This is a genomic window from Phascolarctobacterium succinatutens CAG:287, from assembly GCF_000434895.1.
Lineage (GTDB): Bacteria > Bacillota > Negativicutes > Acidaminococcales > Acidaminococcaceae > Phascolarctobacterium_A > Phascolarctobacterium_A succinatutens_A.
Genome location: NZ_FR892739.1, coordinates 1 through 21076, shown reverse-complemented (window position 1 = coordinate 21076; position 21076 = coordinate 1). Strand labels below are relative to the sequence as shown.

The window sequence follows — 21076 nt, the reverse complement described above, 5'->3', positions numbered from 1 at the left end:
AGCAGGGAAGCCATCTGGTCGATAAAGGCACCGGTGCCTCCGGCGCAGCTGTCGTTCATACGTGCGTCAAAATGGCGGCCTAAGAAGAGGATTTTGGCATCCTCGCCACCTAATTCGATAACGGCGTCGGTTCCTGGATTGAGCTTTTCGGCGCAGATTTTTTCCGCAAAAACCTCCTGTACGAATTGCAGGCCGCAGCTGTCGGCTATACCGATGCCGCCGCTGCCGCTGATGGCCAGACGTGCGCTATGCAGTGTAGGGAATTTAGTTATCAATTCTTTATGTAGGGCCAGAATTTTCTCTGCAATCTGGCTGTAATGTCTTTCGTATTTATGGAATAGCAGATTGCCTGCATCGTCGAGTACGGCGATTTTAATTGTGGTACTGCCAATATCCAATCCTATCTGCATAGTAACCTCCTGGAATATGAAGTTCAGGGCGATATCTGAAGCATGTTCATATTCTTTTTTTATAATCTAAATCTAAGCTGATAAATACTCATCTTATATTGTAATACTTTACCTGTAATTAGTAAAAGGTGCCAACAATATTTAAAGTAAAAAAAGTGTGAAATCCTGTGGTTTATTTTTATTGTGTTCAATATGCAGCATATACTTGCTAAGTATGTACATGATGAAAAAACTTTTTAGTAATAAATATAATAAAAAACCGTAAAGCCGTGTGTGGCTCTACGCATAACAAAAGGACTGCGCCAAGACTGTAGCAGTCGTAAGCGCAGTCATTGCGTACTTAAATTATAGCAAAGATTTTGTGAAAAAACTGTGATTTTATAAGTACAGCAAAACAGGTATGTAAGGATAAGACTATGGTGATTGTACTGTTGTTTTAAGCAAGCAAGGGTTGCAGTATTTCGAGTAAATTTACTCAAGTACGATTTACTAAAGTATACTTGAGTAAATCCATAAGCGCATATGAGAAAGTGCGGATTAATTATGTACGCACTCTGTTAGCTTAGCAATGCTTTTACGCAAAAGAAAAGCATACAGACTATGTTGAGCAGTAGTCTGTATGCTTGCTGTTGCTTTATAAGCTTTAGAATGTTCCCTGCACCAGCTGGGCAATGTTCTTGGAATGATCGGATACACGCTTCATATTAATCAGCAGCTCCATCATAACAAAGCCTGCAGTAGGATTGCAGATATGGTCGTTAAGGCGCGTGATATGATTCTTACGGATTTCCTTCTGGTATTGTTTAACCTCACGGCACAGACGCACAGCGTCCTCCGCAATAACCTTATCATTTTTCTCTAGGGCCTCCAATGAACGTCCGGAGGCACGCAGTACCATTTCGCTGAGCTGCAGCAGCTCGGCCTTAGCCTCATCAGAGAAAACCACGTCCTCCTCAACAAGCTTGCGTGCGCGTTTAGCCAATGTTTCACCATGGTCACCGATACGCTCGATATCCGTGCAGGCGTGCAAAAGACCGGTGTGGCGTGTCGTCAGGCTTTCGCTCATTTCAGATGAGCTCATCTGCGTCAGATAGTCGGTAATATCTCGTTCCAACGCATCGACAACAGGCTCGTGCTCCAGAACATATTTTACCTTGTCGGCATCAAAGCTTTGAATAGCCTCCATGCCAAGACGCACGTCCTTGCGTGCCAGCTCGCCCATACGCACAACCTCTTTGACAGCAAGGCTGATAGCGATAGAGGGAGTGTTCAGCATGTTTTTGTCAAGATAAACAGGGCGCATGGAGATGATTTCTGCCTTGCCGGGCACAATCTTTTCTACCAGCTTGATGAAAGGGTTAACAAAGGGCATAAAGAGCAGTGTGTTCAAAATGTTGAACGCCGAGTGCGCATTCGCAATCTGACGCGCTATGTCGCCGTCAGGCGATACAAGCAGCACGAATTTAATGAAGAACGGCATAAAGACTACAAAAATTATACTGCCGATGACGTTGAACATTACGTGAGCTGCAGCTACACGCTTAGCCGTAAGGTTGGCGCGCAGCGAAGCGAGTACGGCAGTAATACAGGTACCGATATTGTCACCGAGCAGAACAGGAATCGCACCCTCCAGCGGAATAAGTCCCTGACCGGCCATGGCGATAAGAATACCGATGGTAGCACTGCTGGACTGAATCAGTACAGTCATAATCATACCGATACCGATGCCAAGCAGCGGATTGCTGGAGAAAACCTCGATGAAATGTACGAAGCCGGGATAGTTACGCAGAGGCATAACCGCCTTGCCCATCATATCCATGCCCAGCATCAGAATACCGAAGCCCAGCATAACCTGACCGAGATATTTGGTGCGGCTTTTTCTCGCCAGCAGCTGCATCAAAAAGCCGATGAAGATTAAAATTGTGATATAATCGGAAAGCTTGAAGGCGATGAGCTGTGCCGTCATAGTAGTACCGATGTTGGCACCCATGATAATGCCGAAGCCCTGCTTCAGCGTGAGCAGGCCCGCATTTACCAGGCCTACGGTCATAACGGTGGTAGCACCGCTGGCCTGCAGCACTGCAGTAACAACTGCGCCCAACAGAATACCCATGGCGAGCACGCCTGTCATGGCTTCCAAAATCTTTTGCAGCTTAGCGCCGGCAGCCTTTTGCAGACCGTCACCCATCAGCTGCATGCCATACATAAATAAGGCGATACCGCCTAAAAATGCCAAGAAATAAGCAAGCATAAAAAATAAGTCCCCTTTTTTAATTTGTATGCATCCATGATTGCTGTAAAAACAGCATATACCTATACTTATTATACTCGAAATTTTATGATGTTAAAAGTGCGTAAGGAACTTTACATAAATTTTACATTAATCAAAATGCTTCCAAAACAAAAAAATACACCGCACATTTCGCACGGTGCGGTGTATTTTAAGGAGAGGTGTATGATGAAAAGATATGTTTAGGAGAGTTGCTTTATAAGAGTCATGGCTTCATCTACCGAAAGCGTGCTGCCGACAGCAACTAATTTTTCGTCGATGACTAAAGCGGGGAAGACCATCACTCCATAGGCCACTACCTTTTGGAATTCGGAAACTTTTTCAAACTCGGCCTTAACCTTGAGCTTCTTTAAAGCAATAGCAGTGTTCTGCAAGAGCAACTCTGCCTGCTTAGTCATGGGGCCAAGAATTTTAACGTGCATTGAAATCACCTTTCTTTGCTTGCCTTGTTCAATAGGTTCCTTTCATCCTCGAGTATTATTGTAACAAACATATATGACAAAGGTAGGTGTAATCTGTGAATTAATTTAGAAACCTTTATCTGATTACTTTAAAATTACTTTTAAGAAGGATTTCAGACGTTCGTTTTTGGGGTTAACGAAAATTTCCTCCGGACTGCCCTGCTCCTGCACATGGCCGTCAGCCATGAAAACAACCTTGGTGGCAACTTCACGGGCAAAGCCCATTTCATGCGTTACGACTACCATGGTCATTTTTTCGTCGGCCAGCTCGCGCATAGTGCGCAAAACCTCACCGGTCAGCTCCGGGTCCAGAGAGGAGGTAGGCTCGTCAAAAAGCATAATAGCAGGCTTCATTGCTAAGGCACGGGCGATAGCTACACGCTGCTGCTGTCCGCCGCTGAGCTTGCGAGGATAAACATCACGCTTTTCGGAAAGGCCGACCTTTGCCAGCAGAACCTCTGCTTCCTTGATAACTTCTGCTTTATCGCGCTTTTGTACGTTGACAGGTGCTTCAATCAGATTTTCCAGAACAGTCATATGCGGGAAAAGGTTGAACTGCTGGAATACCATGCCCATTTTGCAGGCGATGCGGCGGACATCATTGTTCTTGACATATTCCGTACCACCGGAGGTTTCACGGCACAGCTCTTCACCGTCGATAGTAATGCTGCCCTTATCAATCGTTTCCAGCTTGTTGAGGCAGCGCAGCAGGGTGCTCTTGCCACCACCGGAAGGGCCGATTACGGCAACAACCTCGCCCTCATTTACTTCCAGGTCAATGCCCTTGAGTACTTCCAGGTTATTGAATTTTTTCCAGATATTGGTTGCTTTGATTTTAGTTGTCATGGTGGTTACTCCTCCTATTGGTCATATCTGGAGAAGCGTTTTTCCAGACGTTCAAAAACAAGGGTTAAAATCAGAGTTGCCAGCAGGTAGAAGACAGCTGCAACGATGAAGGGGGTAATAGAAAAGTCGCGCTGTACCAGATTACGTGCGGTACGCATCAGATCGTTCATTGCCAGGACGTATACCAGGGAGGTATCCTTTACCAGAGTAATGGTTTCGTTGCTGATAGGCGGCAGGATGATGCGGATAACCTGCGGCAGGATAATGCGGCGCATGGTCTGCACATAGTTCATGCCCAGAGTGTGTGCTGCTTCGTATTGGCCTGCAGGAATTGCCTGGATGCCGGCGCGGAAGATTTCGCAGAAGTAGGCAGCGTAGTTTAATACAAAGGCTACGATGGCTGATTCAAAGTCCGGCAGGCGAATGCCTACGGACGGCAGTACGAAGTAAACGAAGAAAATCTGCAGCATCAGCGGGGAACCGCGCAGAATCCAAACGTAGCCGCCGATGAGGGCCTGCAGGGGTTTAATGCCGGAAACACGGCCGAGGCTGAGCAGAATGCCCAACGGAATGCTCAGGACGATGGTGATAATAAAAACTTGAAATGATACCAGGCAGCCATCCATCATCTGAGGGATGATATTTAAAACGTAATCCATAAATTATTTCTCTCCATATAATTATAATATGGGCTGCCGCTAAATGCGACAGCCCTCAAGTGATAACAAATTAATATTTTGTGATATCTGCGCCCATCCATTTTTCGGAAATCTTTTTGCAGGTACCGTCTTTTTTCATTTCATCCATAGCTTTGTCGATGCGGTCTTTGAAGTCTTTGTCGTCCTTACGGAAGGCAATTGCTACAACCTCATCGCCCATGTTCTGCTCAAGAATTCTGTAGGCACCGGGTTTCTTTTTGTCATAATAGCCGCGAGCAAGAACTGCGTCTACGATAGCAGCATCAACACGTTTGTTGTCTATTTCCATGTAAATAGCTGCGAAGTCGGGATATTTGCGAACTTCCTTCATGGAAGCTGCCAGCTCTTTGTGTGCAGGCTGATCGAGCAGGTAGGAGCCTGTGCTGTCATCCTGTACCGCTACGATTTTACCCTTTAAATCTTCGAGGGTTTTAATCGGAGAATCCTTAGGAACAACAACCAGCTGGAAGTTGGTGATGTAAGGCTTGGACATGCCATATACCTTTTCACGCTCCGGGTTAACGGTGAAGCAGTTCCAGATAGCGTCAATGCGTTTGGATTTGAGCTCTGCTTCTTTTGCACCCCAGTCGATTGGTTTAAATTCTACTTCCATGCCGACACGCTTGCAGGCTTCGCGTGCAAGGTCGATATCCATGCCGACGATTTCGTTCTTTTCATTGCGGTAACCCATAGGAGCGAAGTTGTCATCCAGACCGATTACCATTTTTTTCGGGCCGTCGCTGCCGCAGCCGGCAACCATCATAAGCATCATCATCAGGCCCATTACTAAAGCAACTATTTTTTTCATTTTTCACACCTCATTTGTTAATTAGCATTTAACTATGTACCCATTATACTTTAGTATGCTAAATTTGTAAAGTGCTAAACGCGAAATTTTTTTAGAAATTCTATTCGTGTAAGAAAAGCTCCCACAGAAGTCTGCGGGAGCTTTTGTACTATGCTTCGGTAAATCAGAATGCCGGGGTAATGGAGCCTTTGAAGTGATCCTCGATGAATTTTTTGTTTTCAGCGGAGGTGTAAATCTTCTTCAGCTGCTCCATACGCGGATCCTTTTCGTTAGCCTTGGTGGTTACGAAGATGTTAACAAACGGGTTATCGGCGCGTTCAACCAGCAGACTGTCCTTAGATGGATTCAGCTTGGCAACCAGTGCATAGTTGGCATTGATTACGGCAATATCAAGGTCGCCCATTGCTTTAGGAATGGAAGCAGCGTCAAGCTCCTGAATCTTGTAGTTTTTCGGATTTTTGGTGATGCTTGCTACAGAGGTGGAAACATCGTTTTTATCCTTAACTTCGATGAAGCCTTTGTCAGCCAGAACCAGAAGTGCGCGAGCACCGTTGGACGGATCGTTAGAAATGCCGATGGTTGCGCCTGCCGGGATATCCTCAACCTTTTTGTATTTGGTGGAATAGATAGCCATAGGGAAGTTTACGGTTTTGAAAGCTTCAACCAGTTCGAATTTAGGCTCTTTTTTCAGAGTTGCTGCCAGATACGGAGCATGCTGCATGGAGTTGGCAAACAGCTCGCCCTGTGCCAGGGATACGTTCGGGGTTACATAGTCGGAGAATTCGACAACTTCGATTTTCAGGCCTTGTTTTTCAGCCAGCTTTTTAACGTTGTCCATGATTTCAGCGTGCGGACCTGCGGTTACGCCGATTTTAACGGGTGCGTTCGGGTCAGCCTTTTTGTCGGCTGCCTTGTTGTCACCGCCGCAGCCTGCGGCGATGATGGTCAGTGCGCAGAGCGCAACGGTGAGTAAAAGTTTGGTAATTTTCTTCATAAGTTGTTCCTCCCTAAAATAATGGTGGTCTGCTGTCTGGCAGCAGCGGCTTTTTTCTTTATTACGTCGATGAAACTCGCTTCATCGTTGTAAACCCTCATTTGGCCTGTAGATTACAGTTTGTTTTTGTTAAGCTTTTTGGATGCGTAGTCGCCTAAGGACTGCATTGCTTGTACCATGACGATGAGCACGACAACAGTGGCAATCATAACATCCATCTGGAAGCGTTGGTAGCCGTAGCGGATTGCCAGGTCACCAAGACCGCCGCCGCCTAAGGTGCCGGCCATTGCGGAGTAGCCGATTAAGCTGATGATGGCAAGCGTTATGCCCAGTACGATGGAATGCATTGCTTCGGGAAGCAGTACCTTAGTGATAATCTGCATCGGGCTTGCACCCATAGCCTGAGCTGCTTCGATAATGCCGGGGTTGATTTCCAGCAGAGAAGATTCAATGATACGTGCAATGAACGGTGCTGCGGAAATAGTCAGCGGCACGATTGCTGCGGTAGTACCGATGGAAGAGCCGACAATCATACGTGTCAGCGGAATAATTGCTACCATTAATATAATGAAAGGAGTGGAACGCGTTGCGTTGACAATCGCGCCCAGAATAGTGTTAAGCGGCTGGTTCGGCAGGATGTGATCCTTGCGGGTTACGGTAAGGATTACGCCCAGCGGAATGCCGATTAAAGTGGAAAGTGCGGTAGAAGCGAAAACCATGTAGCAGGTTTCCCAAAAGGATTTTATTAAAAGGTCAATCATATCAGGACTCATAGCCAATTACCTCCGTTTTCAGATGCTGTTGATGCAGATATTCCAATGCATTGTTAATGCGCTCGCGGTTACCGGAAATCTCAATCAGCAGGGTGCCGAAGAGGACATCCTTCAGCTGGTCGGTATTACCGGAAATAATGCTTACGTCAACATCAAAATGTTTTACCATGCCGGAAATAATAGGCTCGCTGGCACTGTCACCGATGAAGGAGATACGTACCAGCAGCTTGCTGCCTTCTGTATAGGTATCGCTTAATTTCATCTGTTTAACGATATCAGGCAGCTCGGCGTTGATAACGCTCTTGGTAAATTCCTTGGTAGTGGGGTGCTGCGGATTGGTGAAAACGTCAATCATCGGGCCTTCTTCAATGATGTCGCCGCTTTCGATAACAGCAACGCGGTCACAGATAGTTTTTACAACCTCCATCTGGTGTGTAATCAGCACGATGGTCAGATTCATCTTTTTGTTGATGTCCTGCAGCAGATGCAGAATAGATTTGGTGGTCTGCGGGTCTAGGGCGCTGGTTGCTTCGTCGCACAGAAGTACCTTAGGATTGCTTGCCAGGGCGCGGGCAATGCCTACACGCTGTTTCTGGCCGCCGGACAACTGGCTGGGATAGTAGTTGGCACGGCTTTCCAACTGTACCAGCTCCAGCAGAGGACGTACGCGCTTGTCGATTTCGCTCTTGCTCAGACCTTGGATTTCCAGCGGAAAAGCGATGTTATCATAAACAGTACGGCTTGCCAGCAGGTTGAAGTGCTGGAAAATCATGCCGATGCTTTGACGTGCTTTACGCAGCTGTGCTTCGCTCATGGCGGTCAGCTCCTGGCCGTCAACGAATACCTGGCCTGCAGTCGGTTTTTCCAGCATGTTGATGCAGCGCACCAATGTGGATTTGCCGGCACCGGAAAGACCGATGATACCGAAAATTTCGCCAGCCTTGATGCTCAGGTTTGTTTTGTGCAGAGCATGGATGTCGCCAGCCTTGCTGTAGTAGGTTTTTTCTACATTAACTAGTTCTATCATTCTTGTGTTCCTTTCTAATGTGACCGCAAGTTTCAGCAGTCCTTATTTTAGTGTGAGAGATTATTTTCCAATAGAAGTCAGCGGATGCTGCTTGAGAGTAGCATTCTCCGGTGTACGTCCGCTGTCGGAATCGACGGCCGACGTAAAAAAAATCCTTCACCGGCACGGCGAAGGATACTTTGCATCTGTAATCTTCATCTGCCGGAATTATCCGTTGGAATTGGCACCGTTCACTGATGTGTGGTTGCCGTAGCTTCATAGGGCCAGTCCCTCAGCTACTCTTGATGAAATCTCTGTTAAGTTTGAATGAAATAATCATACATCTATTTTAGGATATTGTCAACAGTTTTGCGTAAAATTTACTGAAAAACTGTAAAGCTGTAAAGCTGCGTCCAATGGATTTCAGGAATTGCTCAAATTATATCAAAATACTAGGTAATTGTAAAGGGAAATGCGAAATTTTTTACAAAACCTGCGGAAAAAAGATTTTTTGTAAATTTTTCTTGACTTTCACAAGATAAAGTATTAAAGTATTTTTACGAGTTAGTGAGTTAAAGTACTATCGTTATATGCACGTAACGCACAGGAGGAAACTAAAAAATGGCAGCAAATATTCATGATCATTTAACAGACCAGTTATTCAAAGCGATTCTCAGCTTAAAGGATGAGGAGCAATGCTATAAATTTTTTGAGGATATCTGTACTATCAGCGAGCTTAAGGCAATGGCACAGCGCCTGGAGGTGGCGCGCATGCTGGATGAGGGCTGTATTTACGAAACTATCGTAGAGAAAACCGGTGCCAGCACCGCAACCATTTCACGCGTTAAGCGTTGTCTTGTTTATGGCGCTGATGGTTATAATTCAGTCATGCAAGTTATAAAAGAGGGGAAGAAAGAAGATGACTAATAAGGTATATCAGGTTCCCTACGGAACCAAGGATATTCTGCCGGGAGAGATGAAGACACGCCGCGGAATCGAAAATGCGATTATCAATGTTTTTGACAAATGGGGCTATGATGAGGTAAAAACACCCGATTTTGAATATGTTGATACCTTCGGCGCTGCCGGTGCTAAAGGGGACTTCCGTTTTTTTGACCGCAGCAATAATCTGCTGGCACTGCGCAATGATATGACGGCACCGATTGCCCGCCTGACAGCGACACGTCTGCAGGGCGGCGAAAAGATCAAACGTCTTTGCTATCTGGCAAATCTTTACCGTTATGAAGAAATTCAGGCGGGACGCCAATGCGAATTTGAGCAGGCCGGTGTAGAAATGCTGGGTGCCAGCGGCGCTGCTGCCGATGCCGAGGTTATCGTGCTGGCAGCCGAAGCATTGCAGGCTGCAGGCTTGCAGAAGTTCGCTATCAGCCTGGGCCACGTTGATTTTATCAACGGCCTGGCGGAGGAAGCAGGCTTTGATGCTGCTCAGCTGCAGCAGCTGAAGGATTGCCTGCGCCGTCATGATGCTGTGGGTATGCAGCAGATGGCAGATGCGATGGAAAATATCCGTCCGAAAATCAAGCAGCTTTTTGCCGATTTCCTCTTCCTGCAGGGCGGCATAGAGCTTTTGAACAAGGTTGCTGCAATAGTAACTAACGCTAAGTGCCAAGGCGCGCTGAATGATTTGCGCAAAATCTACAAGCTGGTGGATGCTTACGGCGCAGCAGGCTATTTGAGCTTTGACCTTGGTTTATATCGTTCGCTTGACTATTACACGGGCATGCTTTTTGAAGTGTACCTGCCGGAAATGGGTTATCCGGTGGCAGGCGGCGGACGCTACGACAAGATGATGCAGCGCTTCGGGCTGGAGTGCCCGGCAACAGGTTTTGCCGTCGGCGTGGACCGCGTACTGCTGGCTTTGGAACGCAACGGCGTTGTTACCAATAACCGCACCTGGGACGTGCTGGTAGCTTGGAGCGAAGGCAAGCTGCCGGAGGCAATCGCCAAAGCGACAGCATTGCGCCGCGAAGGTCGTAGCGTGAAGCTGCTGACCGAGGCTGCGGACCTGCAGGGAGCAGCGCTTGCCGTAAAGGAATATGGCTGTAAATCGTTAGTATATGTAGAATAAGCTTAAAGGAAAAAATTAGACGCATTAAGCTTATGGCTGGAAAATATAGAGGGGTATTTTTATGGACGAATACATTACTATAGCATTGCCGAAGGGCAAGCTGTTCGATAAGTCTGTACGCCTGCTGGCGAAGGTAGGCTACAGCGCCGAAAACATTACCGAGGATTCGCGCAAGCTGGTAATCAGCAATGAGGAAACCAAGGTGCGCTTCATTATTGCCAAGACCGTCGATGTGCCGACATATGTTGAATACGGTGCGGCAGATATCGGCATCATTGGCAAGGATGTGCTGCTGGAGCAGGATAAGGACGTAGTGGAGCTTTTGGATTTGGGCTTTGGTCGCTGCCGTCTGATGATGGCGGTGCCGGAGGCCAAGCAACGCGCCAAGCTGACGGATTACGCTCACCTGCGGGTAGCAACGAAGTATCCTAACTGCGCCAAGGCTTATTTCAATAAGCTGGGCATTCAGACAGAAATCGTGAAGCTCAACGGATCGATTGAGCTGGGACCTATCGTGGGCCTGAGCGAAATGATTGTAGATATAGTAGAAACAGGGCGCACCCTGAAAGAAAATAAACTGGCGGAGGTTGATTCTATTTTTACCGCTACTGCCAGACTGATTGCCAACCGCGCCAGCTTCAAGCTGAAATTTGCGCGCTTGCACAAGCTGGTTGAGGATTTACGTATTGTTTTAAATGAGGAGGATAAATAAAATGCAGGTTACAGACGCAAGAAAGATGAGCGCAGCAGAGATTGCTGCTTTAATGAAAAAGAAGGCTTTTGACGAGGTGGAATTATCTCCGCGTATTCAGGCAGGCACGGATGCTATGTTCGGCAGACACATGACGGCAGCACAGGTTGTTGATCGGATTGTTGCTGATGTGCGCAAAAACGGTGATAAAAGCCTTTTTTACTATACTAAGCTGATTGACCGCGTAGAGCTGACACCGGAAAATATCCGTGTAACCGAGGAAGAATTTGCGGAAGCGGAAGCTATTGTCAAACCGGAAGTGAAGGCTGCTTTGGAGCGTGCCATCGCCAATGTTATGAAGTTCCATGAGGAGCAGATGCCGAAAACCTGGCTTACGAACCGTCCTTACGGTTCACTGCTGGGCCAAAAGGTTACCCCGGTTGATTCCGTCGGTATTTATGTTCCCGGCGGCACTGCTGCTTATCCTTCGTCTGTAATGATGAATGCCTGCCCGGCAAAGGTAGCAGGCGTTCCCCGCATTGTGATGGCCGTACCGCCCGGAAAGGACGGCAAGGTTAATCCGAACGTACTGGTAACGGCAAAATTAATCGGCGTTACCGAAATTTATAAAATGGGCGGCGCACAGGCGATTGCTGCGCTGGCCTTTGGCACCGCAACCGTACCGAATGTAGAAAAAATTACCGGCCCCGGCAATATCTTCGTAACTTTGGCTAAAAAAGCCGTTATCGGTCACGTTGATATTGATATGCTTGCCGGCCCAAGCGAAATCTTGATTGTAGCAGATGACAGCGCTAACCCGACCTATCTTGCAGCAGACCTTCTGAGCCAGGCAGAGCATGATCCGCTGGCCTGCGCTATCCTGATTACCGACAGCGAGCGTGTAGCTAATGCTGTGGGCGAGGAAATCGAAGTACAGCTGGCACAGCTGCCGCGTAAGGAAATCGCCGGTACCTCACTGCAGCAGGCAGGCAAGATTATCCTTGCCAAGGATATGCCTACCGTTATCGAAATGGCTAACCTTTCTGCACCTGAGCACTTGGAAATCATGACTAAGGCACCGTTTGAAATTATGCCGTATATCCGTAATGCCGGTGCTATGTTCCTGGGTGCTTATTCACCGGAACCGCTGGGCGATTACTATGCAGGACCGAACCACGTTCTGCCGACAGGCGGTACGGCGAAGTTCTATTCCGTACTGAACGTAGAAACCTTTATGAAGAAAACAAGCATCATTGCCTACACTGCTCCGGCATTGATGGCTGCTGCTGACGATATTATTACCTTGGCTGAAGCAGAGGGCCTGCAGGCTCATGCCAACGCTATTCGTAAACGTGTGGGTAAATAAGGAGGCAGAAGATGAGTAGCTTTACTGTTCGCCAAAGTATTGAGGCGATGGAGGAATATGCCGTAGAAAGCGTGGCGGCGGATATTATTGTTAACGCCAACGAAAGCAATTACCCGCTGCCGCAGGAGATTGCGGAAAAAATTACCCAACGCACCGCGCGCTTTCCTTTTAACCGTTATCCGCCGATTAAATCGGAAAATCTGTGCGAGGTTATTGCCAAAGAGCTGGATGTGGATATTGACTGTGTAAAAATCGGCAACGGCTCTAGTGAGCTGTTGGAAAAGGCCTGCTATGTTTTTGGCGGGCCGGGCAAAAAGATTGCCGTACCCTGGCCGTCATTTTCCATGTACGGCGAGTACGCTGCCCTTTCCGACAGCGAGGAGGTGCGCTATCCGCTGACAGCTGAAGGCTTTGTTGATGCCGACAGCGTTATTGCTTTTTGCAAGGAGCAGCAGCCTTCGCTGTTGATTGTCTGCAATCCGAACAACCCGACAGGCAACTATAACAGCCTGGCAGCTATGGAAAAAATTCTCGCTAATGTAGATTGCCCTGTTATTATGGACGAGGCCTATATGGAATTCGCCGATGGCAAGGAGCTGGCACCGAATGATTTGCGTCCGATGCACAAGCTGTGGCTGGTAGCAGGCTCTACCCTGAGCTTAGTGGGACGCTACAGCAATCTGATGGTTTTCCGCACCTTTTCCAAGGCCTATGGGCTGGCAGGCTTGCGTTGCGGTTATGCAGTGGGTGCGCTGGGGCTGGTGCGTCAGCTGGGCAAGGCTTTGCTGCCGTATCATGTAAATGCCTTTACGCTGATGGCAGCCAAAACTGTTTACGAAAACAAGGAGCTGTATAAGGAGCGCATCAAAACAATCCGTGAGGAACGCGATAAATTTGCGGATTGCCTGAAAACCTTAGGCTTTAAGGTATGGCCGACGGCAACTAATTTTGTTACCTTCCGTGCGGAGGGAGAACTGATGCAGCAGCTTGCCAAGGCTTATGCGGCGAAGTTTAGCGAAAGACTGCCGGAGCAGGCTGCCGGAGGTAAGCTGATCTTTAAATATCTTTTGGCCAACAGTATTCTGGTGCGTGATTTCAGCACGCATCCGGTGCTGCAGGGCTGCCTGCGTATCACCATCGGCTTACCTGAAGAAAACAAGCAGATTATTGCTAAAATCACCGAGCTGTGTGCGGAGGTAAAAGCATGAGAAGTGGTAATGTAGAAAGAAAAACACTGGAAACAGGCATCAGCGCCGAATGGTGTCTTGATGGCAGCGGCAGCTGCGAAATTAATACAGGCATCGGCTTTTTTGACCATATGCTGACGCTTTTGGCAAAGCACAGCTTCAGTGATCTGGTGGTGCATGCTGTTGGTGATTTGGATGTTGATAGCCATCATACGGTGGAGGACTGCGGTATTGTACTTGGTCAGGCACTGAAGGAGGCTGTGGGCGATAAGGCAGGCATTCACCGTTACGGCAACTGCTTTTTGCCGATGGATGAAGCGCTGGTGCAGGTGTGCCTTGATTTCAGCGGCCGTCCGTATCTTGTTTTTGATGCGGATATTCCTAAGGTACAGCTTGGCATTTACGATGCCGAAATGACGGAGGAATTCTTCCGTGCTTTGGCAATGCAGGCAGACCTCACGCTGCACATCCGCGTGCTTTACGGCAAGAATACGCATCACATCATCGAAGCAATTTTCAAGGGCTTTGCCAGAGCGTTGGCAGAGGCAGTAGCCTTTGACAGCCGTGTGCATGGTGTTATGAGCAGCAAGGGTACACTTTAAGACACACTATAAAGCACCGTTGCTTCACACATGTTTTGAGTTAGCTTGAGGGAAAATATATGAGTAAAAAAATAACGATTATAGATTATGGCATGGGCAATCTTTACAGCGTACAGAATGCGCTGCGTTCTATTGGCGCGGAGCCTGTGGTGACAAGCGATGCTGCTGTGATTGCGCAGGCTGAAAAGATTCTGCTTCCCGGTGTAGGTGCCTTTGGCGATTGCATGGCAAACCTGGAAAAGTCAGGCCTGATTCCCGTGATTATGGACAGCCTGCACAGCGGCAAGCCTTTTCTCGGCATCTGCCTGGGCATGCAGCTTTTATTTGAGGGCAGTGACGAAGCGCCGGGAGTTAAGGGCCTGGGCTTTTTCAAAGGTCAGGTGCACTTGCTGCATACCGAGCTGAAGATTCCGCATATGGGCTGGAATAAGCTGGAGTTGCGTAGTCCGTCCCCGCTCTTAGAGGGTGCGGAGGGTGAATACGTTTACTTTGTGCACAGCTTTCATGCGGAGCCGGAGGACAGAAGCATTATTACCTCGGTCTGTGACTATGGCATGGAGGTTACTGCTTCCGTAGGACGCGGTAAGGTACAGGCCTTCCAGTTCCATCCGGAAAAGTCGAGCAGAGTCGGCATGCACCTGCTGAAAAATTTTGTTGAATTATGAGGGGAAAATTATGATTATATATCCTGCAATAGATATCCGCGGCGGACGCTGTGTGCGTCTGACGGAGGGACGCTTTGATGCGGAAACTGTTTTTGCCGATGACCCGGCGGAGATGGCTGCCAAGTGGGCGGCCTGCGGTGCCGAATGGCTGCATCTTGTTGATCTTGACGGTGCGCTGGCGGGCGAGGGCAAAAACCTGCCTGTGATTGAGCGTATCCTCAAAACTGTAAAAATTCCTGTGGAGCTTGGCGGCGGTATCCGCAATCTGCAAGCAGTAGAAAGACTGCTGGAGCTGGGTGTGGAGCGCCTGATTTTGGGCAGCGCTGCCGTAAAGAATCCTGAGCTTGTCAAAGAGGCCTGCGCCAAATATACCGGACATATCGCTGTCGGTATTGATGCGAAGAACGGTGATGTAGCTATCGAAGGCTGGGGCGAGGGCAGCGGCGTTGCCGCAACCGAGCTTGCCAAAAAAATGGCGGACTACGGCGTGGCAACGATTATCTTTACCGATATCAGCCGTGACGGTATGCTCAGCGGTGTAAATGCCGAAACGACAGCGGCGCTGGCGCGTGCCTGCGGCGTACCGATTATCGCCAGCGGTGGCGTAGCTTCGCTGGACGATATCCGCAATGTGAAAAAATACGAGAAGGACGGCGTAGCAGGCTGCATTATCGGTAAGGCAATTTATACCGGTGCCGTTAATCTGCCGGACGCTTTAAAAATTGCTGCGGCAAAGGAGGAATAAGATGCTTACGAAGAGAATTATTCCTTGTCTTGATGTTAAGGAAGGACGTGTGGTCAAGGGCACGAACTTTGTCGGGCTGCGTGATGCCGGCGACCCGGTGGAGCGTGCAGCGGCGTATGACGCTGAGGGTGCCGATGAGCTTGTTTTCCTTGATATTACTGCGACCTTTGAGGAGCGCAAGGCGATGCTGGATGTTATCAGCAGAACTGCGGCCAAGGTTTTTATGCCGCTGACAGTAGGCGGCGGCATCAGCAGTGTGGAGGATATAAAAAATGCTCTGCGTGCCGGTGCTGACAAAACCTCGCTGAATTCCGCAGCGGTAAAAAATCCGCAGCTGATTGCCGACGGCGCCAAGCTGTTTGGCAACCAATGCATTGTTCTCGCAATTGATGCACGTAAATGCGGTGAGAACAAGTGGGAGGTTTATGTGCAGGGCGGGCGTAAGCCGACGGGCCTTGATGCTGTGGAATGGGCAAAAAAAGGTGTGGCGCTCGGTGCCGGAGAAATCCTGCTGACAAGCATGGATGCCGACGGCACGAAAAACGGCTATGACATTGCTCTGACGAAGGCCGTGAGCAGTGCCGTAAATGTGCCTGTTATTGCCAGCGGCGGTGCAGGCAAGCTGGAGGATTTCTATGATGTGCTGACAGAAGGTGGCGCTGACGCTGTGCTGGCGGCCTCTGTTTTTCACTATAAAACCTTCACCATTAAGCAGGTGAAGGAGTATCTGCGTTCTCGAGGTATAGAGGTGAGGTTATAATGCAGATTGATATTTCTAAAATCAAATTTGACAGCAGAGGTCTTGTGCCTGCTGTTGTTGTAGATGTACGCACGAACGATGTTGTTATGCTGGCGTACATGAATGAGGAGTCATTGCTCAAAACATTGGAAACAGGTTATACCTGGTTCTGGAGCCGCAGCCGTCAGGAGCTGTGGAACAAGGGCGCGACTAGCGGCAATCTGCAGAAGGTTGTGGAGCTGTTCTACGACTGCGACGGTGACGCGCTGCTCGTAAAGGTAGAGCAGCAGGGTGTGGCCTGCCATACAGGTGAATATTCCTGCTTCCATAATCCGCTGTGGCATACGTCCAATTTGCCGGTGCCTGAGGTAGAAGGGTTGCCGAAGGTTATCAGCGAGTTGTATCGCATGATTTTGTACAAGCGTCAGGCTGATGATGCGGAGATGAAATTCCTCATGAGCGGCAGTCAGGATAAGCTGCTGCAAAAGCTGGGCAACGAAATTACGGAAACGATTATAGCGTCCAAAAACGGCGAAAAGGATAAGGTGCTGCACGAAATGGCAGATTTGTGGTATCACTGCCTGGTGCTTCTGGCTTATCACAACATTACGCCGGAGGAGCTGCTGCGTGAGCTTGGGGGCAAGAGAGCGTAACCCGTCATAAAATAAAGAATCTGCTATGCGAAAGCGTGGCAGATTTTTTATTACCTTTGTAACAATTTTCTTCTCCTGCTATAACCTGAGATACTTTTTTTCGCTAAAGCATTACAAAAGCATTTAAATATAGTATAATGATAACATATTATTTTCTGGCACTATTTTAGGGAGAGGTGTAATTACTCATGGATGAAAGAAATAATAAACCTGTGCCGCAGCTGATAGAGGTTGAGCCAATGCAGGATGGCTACCGCTGGGTCGCAATTACGGCGATGCTGCTGGCAATCGGTATTATTCTGCACACTGTAAGTCCTAATGTCGGCGGTGTAACGCCTAACTGGACAATTGCTATGTATTCTATTGTTATTAACTTGACGCGTCCCAAGCTGTCGCAGGCTATCGGTATCGGTTTTATCGCCGGCCTGACACTTGTACCGTCCTCCAAATCTGCTTTCCCGCTGGGCAACGTTGCCAGTGAGCTGGCCGGTGCTACTGTTTGCTGCCTTTTGGTTGAGGCTATGTTCAAAGCAGGTATCAGCGAATGGAAGCTGCGTCCTTTTATCACTGGCTTTGTTGCCACGATGACCAGCGGCGGTCTGTTTACTTTTATTCTGAAGCTTATTTTAGGCTTGCCGTTGCACGTATGGATTTACGCTATGCTGCCGGTTGTTGCGATTGTAGGCCTGCTCAATGGTCTGATAACCTTCTTCCTGTACGCTCCCGTGCGGAAGCTGTTTTACTTTCAGGAGGATGAAAAATAATGGAAAGCGTAATCAACGTAGAGAATTTTTACTTTGCCTATAAAAAATCGGATCTGGTGCTGCGTGATATCAACTTTGAAATAAAAAAAGGCAGCTTCACCGTTATCACTGGACCGAGTGGTGCCGGGAAGACAACGCTGTGCAAGGCTATGACCGGTATCGTCCCCTATTACATGGGCGGACGCTACAGCGGCGATGTTAAAATTAACGGCGAAAGCACTAAGGGCAAGCGCGTCAGCGATATAGCCATGCGTGTGGGCTTTATTATGGAAGACTACGAAAGCCAGCTGGTTTCTCTGACTGCCGGCGAGGAAATTGCCTTCAGCCTGCTTAACCACGGCTTTGCGCCGCATGAGGTTGAAGAACGCACCAGACAGGCGCTTGAGGATGTAGGCCTGCCGGGGCGTGAAAGCTATCAGCTCGACGAGCTCAGCGGCGGTCAGCGCCAGCGTCTGCTTTTGGCTGCAACGCTTGCCGTGCATCCGGAGATTATTGTGCTGGATGAGCCTGTATCCGCAATGGACCCGGATGGTGCACGTTCCCTGTATAAGCTGGTAGACAAAATCCATAAGCAGTATGGTACAACGATTATTGCCGTTGAGCATCGCGTGGATTATGTGCTGCCTTACGTAACGGATATGATTGTACTGAACGATGGCGAGCTGGTGGCGGCTGATGCCTTTGAGGCTGCTGCTCCTAAAATGTACGAAAATCCTGCATTACGTCCGTTGCTGCCGTCACTGTGGCAGATTAAGCTTGGACTGGAGGAAAAGCTTGGCGTGGATCTGGGAGATTGGCGCAGCGAAGAGGATGCGCTGGCTGATTTTCGCACCTATGGGATTGTTGCGGCAGAAGGGAGAGCTGACTGATGTTAGAAGCAAAGGATGTCAATTTCGCTTATATGCGTGGACAGCCTGTAATCAAGGATATGGATTGCAAGATAGAGGACGGAGAGTTTGTGGCGCTGTTGGGACATAACGGCAGCGGTAAAACAACCTTGAGCCGTCTGTTTATGGCATTGTGCCATCCGCGCAGCGGACAGGTTTTTGTTGACGGTGAGGATATCGTTAAGCGTGAGCCGGCAGATTTGGCCGATAAAATCGGTTACGTATTCCAAAACCCGGACCTGCAGATTTTAGAGGATACGGTATTTGATGAGGTTGCTTACGGCCCGCGTGCCAAAAAGCTGACGGAAGCAACTATAGAGCGTCAGGTAAACGAAGCGCTGGAGGCTATGGGCCTGACAGAGCTGAAGGGTGAATATCCGCGCCTTCTGTCCTTCGGTCAGAAGCGACGCCTTGGCGTTGCGGCGGCACTGGCACTTAATCCGCGCACGCTGATTCTGGACGAAATTACCAATGGCCAGGACGCGCTGGAAAAGGAAGCTATGATGAGCTACCTGCAGGCAATCAATGAAAAGCGCGGCATTACGATTGTACTGATTTCGCATGACATGGATATTGTACGTCGTTACGCTAAGCGTGCAATTGTATTGCATTACGGCAAGCTGGTTTACGACGGTACGCCGGCTAAGCTGTTTGACGGCAGCCAGCCGGTAGAGCGCTGGGGTTTGTGCCGTCCTACGGTAGCAGCTCTGGCTGCATCCTTGGGAATTGAGGCCGCAACTGCCGAAGAATTTTGCAAGCAAGTTATTTGTAAGGAGGGAAGCAGATGAAGCTGACAGCTTTTACACAGATTATAGTTACTCTGGCGGTTACTGCCTGGGTTTTCATTCTGCCGGTAGAAGCAGTAGCCACGATTCTGGTTCTGGAGCTGGCGCTGTTGCTATACATTAAGCATGACAGAATGACGATGGCTGCTATCGGCGGTCTGGCAGTTTTCACCGGTATGATGATTTTACTGCAGCTGCTTTTCGGCTCACCGCTTGATGTATCGCTTACCGGCGGCCTGCGTATGCTGGTTATGACGATGGCATTTTTGTGCCTGTTGGCAGCGAGCCGAATTCAGGACATTGCCAAGGCTTTGGTAGACCGTTTTCATATGCCCTGCGAATATGCCTTCATGCTGACTACGGCGCTGCGCTTTGTGCCTAACTTCCTTACCGATAGCGGTATTACGCTGGATGCGCAAAGCTGTCGCGGTTATTCCAACCGTGGTAATATGTTCAAGCGCTTCTTTGCTTATCTGGTTGTTATCCGACCGCTGGTTATGCGTGCGGTAGCAAAATCGGAAACACTGGCGCTTTCTATGGAGCTGAAGGGCTTTGGCGGCAACACCTATAAGAATATGCCGCCGGCACCGCTGCGTTTTGCAGATATTTTCGTACTCCTTTTGGTAGTAGTGCTGAGTACTTATCCGCTGTGGACTAAATACCTTTAAAAAAATAAAGAACTGCGAAAGCTCTGTGCAGTGTATTGCTGTACAAAGCTTTAGCAGTTCTTTTTTGTTGCGTAAGCAATCTTTATTCTCCCTTGGTCTGGAATTCGGCAATGGCAGGATTAATCAATGCCATATAATAACCGGCGACAACCTCGGGATCGGGATTCATTTTGTTTTTGAGCCACCAGCGGATCATGCCGACAAAGCTGCTGGTGAGGCTGTTGATTAAGAAGTCCTCCGGCACTCTTTGTGAGTATTCGTCGTAGGAACCGCTCATCTTGATGCTGACGTTCTGCAGCATGTAATCGCGGAAGAAGCCTAAGAACAGCGTACCGTCATCGTAATTGATGATGCCAAGGTAGTATTCGCGTTTGTCGCGCAGGTGATAGAGAATATGCGTAATACGTGTTTCCGTGTTTTGCGGCATATCGGAAAAATTATGTGTGGAGCAGGGAGGAACAACCGGACTGAAGATATGGTCGAAAAGCTCGAAGCAGATTTGGCGTGCCAGATCGTCTTTGGTTTCGAAGTGGCTGTAAAAGGTGCTGCGCCCGACATCGGCTGCATCGATGATATCCTTAACGCTGACTTTTTCATAGCTTGTTTTGGTAAGCAGTTTGACAAAGGCGTCGATAATTGCCTGCCTGGTTTTCTTTTGTCTTCTGTCCATGGGATGCAGTGCTCCTTTCCCGATAATGTACAATTTATGAAAAGTGTTCATTAAAGCACGAATCTCGATTTTTGTAGATAGATTTTTTACCCAATTTAGATTATCATATACATAGAGTTTAGTCAAGAACTTGACTTCGCTTCATGATATACTCATACTCATCAAAAAACGTAAAAGGCGTCCGGCGGCAAACGGACGCTTTTTGCGTTGTGTGCAAAAACACAAAACCCCGTGACCTGTAAAAGTGATATGTACCCCCAATACTGGATACCCAGTATT

24 protein-coding genes and 1 riboswitch are annotated in these 21076 nt (G+C 48.4%); of the genes, 14 read left to right on the top strand and 10 right to left on the bottom strand.

Annotation, left to right across the window (positions count from 1 at the left end; genetic code table 11):
- The 9 genes from BN587_RS11240 to BN587_RS00120 all read right to left on the bottom strand — a co-directional run.
- Positions 1-410: BadF/BadG/BcrA/BcrD ATPase family protein (locus BN587_RS11240; RefSeq protein ID WP_044483855.1), on the bottom strand; the 410-nt coding region annotated here is incomplete at its 3' end.
- A 643-nt stretch (positions 411-1053) separates the two neighbouring features.
- Positions 1054-2661, bottom strand: coding sequence for a Na/Pi cotransporter family protein (locus tag BN587_RS00155; protein WP_021719157.1), 1608 nt, complete (start codon positions 2659-2661; stop codon positions 1054-1056).
- A 221-nt stretch (positions 2662-2882) separates the two neighbouring features.
- Positions 2883-3122 carry a thioredoxin family protein gene (locus tag BN587_RS00150; RefSeq protein WP_021719156.1) on the bottom strand — a complete coding sequence of 80 codons (240 nt, stop codon included), beginning with the start codon at positions 3120-3122 and terminating at the stop codon, positions 2883-2885.
- 123 nt (positions 3123-3245) lie between these two features.
- Positions 3246-4007, bottom strand: coding sequence for an amino acid ABC transporter ATP-binding protein (locus BN587_RS00145; RefSeq protein ID WP_021719155.1), 762 nt, complete (start codon positions 4005-4007; stop codon positions 3246-3248).
- A gap of 14 nt (positions 4008-4021) precedes the next feature.
- Entirely contained in the window at positions 4022-4666 is a 645-nt protein-coding gene (locus tag BN587_RS00140; RefSeq protein ID WP_009146388.1) for an amino acid ABC transporter permease, read from the bottom strand.
- Between the two features lie 70 nt (positions 4667-4736).
- On the bottom strand, positions 4737-5513 hold the full coding sequence (locus tag BN587_RS00135) for an amino acid ABC transporter substrate-binding protein (protein WP_021719154.1): 777 nt from the start codon (positions 5511-5513) through the stop codon (positions 4737-4739).
- A gap of 163 nt (positions 5514-5676) precedes the next feature.
- The gene (locus BN587_RS00130; protein WP_021719153.1) at positions 5677-6507 is read right to left on the bottom strand and encodes a MetQ/NlpA family ABC transporter substrate-binding protein; all 831 of its coding nucleotides are present in this window, start codon (positions 6505-6507) and stop codon (positions 5677-5679) included.
- A gap of 113 nt (positions 6508-6620) precedes the next feature.
- Entirely contained in the window at positions 6621-7280 is a 660-nt protein-coding gene (locus tag BN587_RS00125) for a methionine ABC transporter permease (RefSeq protein ID WP_021719152.1), read from the bottom strand.
- Positions 7270-8307 (bottom strand): methionine ABC transporter ATP-binding protein, encoded by a 1038-nt coding sequence (locus BN587_RS00120; RefSeq protein ID WP_021719151.1) that lies wholly within the window; start codon positions 8305-8307, stop codon positions 7270-7272. Before BN587_RS00120 ends, BN587_RS00125 begins: the two co-directional genes overlap by 11 nt.
- A 191-nt stretch (positions 8308-8498) precedes the next feature.
- Positions 8499-8598: riboswitch (SAM riboswitch) on the bottom strand.
- 309 nt (positions 8599-8907) lie between these two features.
- Between BN587_RS00120 and BN587_RS00115 the strand changes: the two genes are divergently transcribed.
- The 14 genes from BN587_RS00115 (at position 8908) to BN587_RS00050 (ending at position 20127) form a co-directional block, all read left to right on the top strand.
- Positions 8908-9213, top strand: coding sequence for a YerC/YecD family TrpR-related protein (locus tag BN587_RS00115; protein ID WP_021719150.1), 306 nt, complete (start codon positions 8908-8910; stop codon positions 9211-9213).
- A complete protein-coding gene (gene hisZ, locus BN587_RS00110; protein ID WP_021719149.1) occupies positions 9206-10375 on the top strand; it encodes an ATP phosphoribosyltransferase regulatory subunit in 1170 nt (389 codons plus the stop codon). The genes BN587_RS00115 and hisZ overlap by 8 nt, the downstream gene beginning before the upstream one ends.
- A gap of 61 nt (positions 10376-10436) precedes the next feature.
- Positions 10437-11087: an ATP phosphoribosyltransferase gene (gene hisG / locus BN587_RS00105; protein WP_021719148.1), complete on the top strand. Its 651-nt coding sequence runs from the start codon at positions 10437-10439 to the stop codon at positions 11085-11087.
- Position 11088: 1 nt separating this feature from the next.
- On the top strand, positions 11089-12432 hold the full coding sequence (hisD, locus tag BN587_RS00100; RefSeq protein WP_021719147.1) for a histidinol dehydrogenase: 1344 nt from the start codon (positions 11089-11091) through the stop codon (positions 12430-12432).
- A gap of 11 nt (positions 12433-12443) precedes the next feature.
- On the top strand, positions 12444-13640 hold the full coding sequence (locus BN587_RS00095; RefSeq protein ID WP_021719146.1) for a pyridoxal phosphate-dependent aminotransferase: 1197 nt from the start codon (positions 12444-12446) through the stop codon (positions 13638-13640).
- Positions 13637-14221: an imidazoleglycerol-phosphate dehydratase HisB gene (gene hisB, locus BN587_RS00090; RefSeq protein ID WP_021719145.1), complete on the top strand. Its 585-nt coding sequence runs from the start codon at positions 13637-13639 to the stop codon at positions 14219-14221. Before BN587_RS00095 ends, hisB begins: the two co-directional genes overlap by 4 nt.
- Before the next feature lie 59 nt (positions 14222-14280).
- On the top strand, positions 14281-14886 hold the full coding sequence (gene hisH / locus BN587_RS00085) for an imidazole glycerol phosphate synthase subunit HisH (RefSeq protein ID WP_021719144.1): 606 nt from the start codon (positions 14281-14283) through the stop codon (positions 14884-14886).
- A 10-nt stretch (positions 14887-14896) separates the two neighbouring features.
- On the top strand, positions 14897-15631 hold the full coding sequence (hisA, locus tag BN587_RS00080; RefSeq protein WP_021719143.1) for a 1-(5-phosphoribosyl)-5-[(5-phosphoribosylamino)methylideneamino]imidazole-4-carboxamide isomerase: 735 nt from the start codon (positions 14897-14899) through the stop codon (positions 15629-15631).
- A 1-nt stretch (position 15632) separates the two neighbouring features.
- On the top strand, positions 15633-16391 hold the full coding sequence (gene hisF, locus BN587_RS00075; protein ID WP_021719142.1) for an imidazole glycerol phosphate synthase subunit HisF: 759 nt from the start codon (positions 15633-15635) through the stop codon (positions 16389-16391).
- Positions 16391-17023 (top strand): bifunctional phosphoribosyl-AMP cyclohydrolase/phosphoribosyl-ATP diphosphatase HisIE, encoded by a 633-nt coding sequence (gene hisIE / locus BN587_RS00070; RefSeq protein WP_021719141.1) that lies wholly within the window; start codon positions 16391-16393, stop codon positions 17021-17023. Before hisF ends, hisIE begins: the two co-directional genes overlap by 1 nt.
- A 188-nt stretch (positions 17024-17211) precedes the next feature.
- Positions 17212-17787 (top strand): tryptophan transporter, encoded by a 576-nt coding sequence (locus BN587_RS00065; RefSeq protein WP_021719140.1) that lies wholly within the window; start codon positions 17212-17214, stop codon positions 17785-17787.
- Positions 17787-18656, top strand: a complete 870-nt coding sequence (locus BN587_RS00060; protein ID WP_021719139.1) for an energy-coupling factor ABC transporter ATP-binding protein — start codon at positions 17787-17789, stop codon at positions 18654-18656. Before BN587_RS00065 ends, BN587_RS00060 begins: the two co-directional genes overlap by 1 nt.
- Positions 18656-19462, top strand: coding sequence for an energy-coupling factor ABC transporter ATP-binding protein (locus tag BN587_RS00055; protein ID WP_021719138.1), 807 nt, complete (start codon positions 18656-18658; stop codon positions 19460-19462). The genes BN587_RS00060 and BN587_RS00055 overlap by 1 nt, the downstream gene beginning before the upstream one ends.
- A complete protein-coding gene (locus BN587_RS00050; protein WP_021719137.1) occupies positions 19459-20127 on the top strand; it encodes an energy-coupling factor transporter transmembrane component T in 669 nt (222 codons plus the stop codon). Before BN587_RS00055 ends, BN587_RS00050 begins: the two co-directional genes overlap by 4 nt.
- A gap of 82 nt (positions 20128-20209) precedes the next feature.
- Here the strand turns inward: BN587_RS00050 and BN587_RS00045 are convergent, their stop codons facing one another.
- Positions 20210-20797, bottom strand: coding sequence for a TetR/AcrR family transcriptional regulator (locus BN587_RS00045; protein WP_021719136.1), 588 nt, complete (start codon positions 20795-20797; stop codon positions 20210-20212).
- Between the last annotated feature and the right edge of the window lie 279 nt (positions 20798-21076).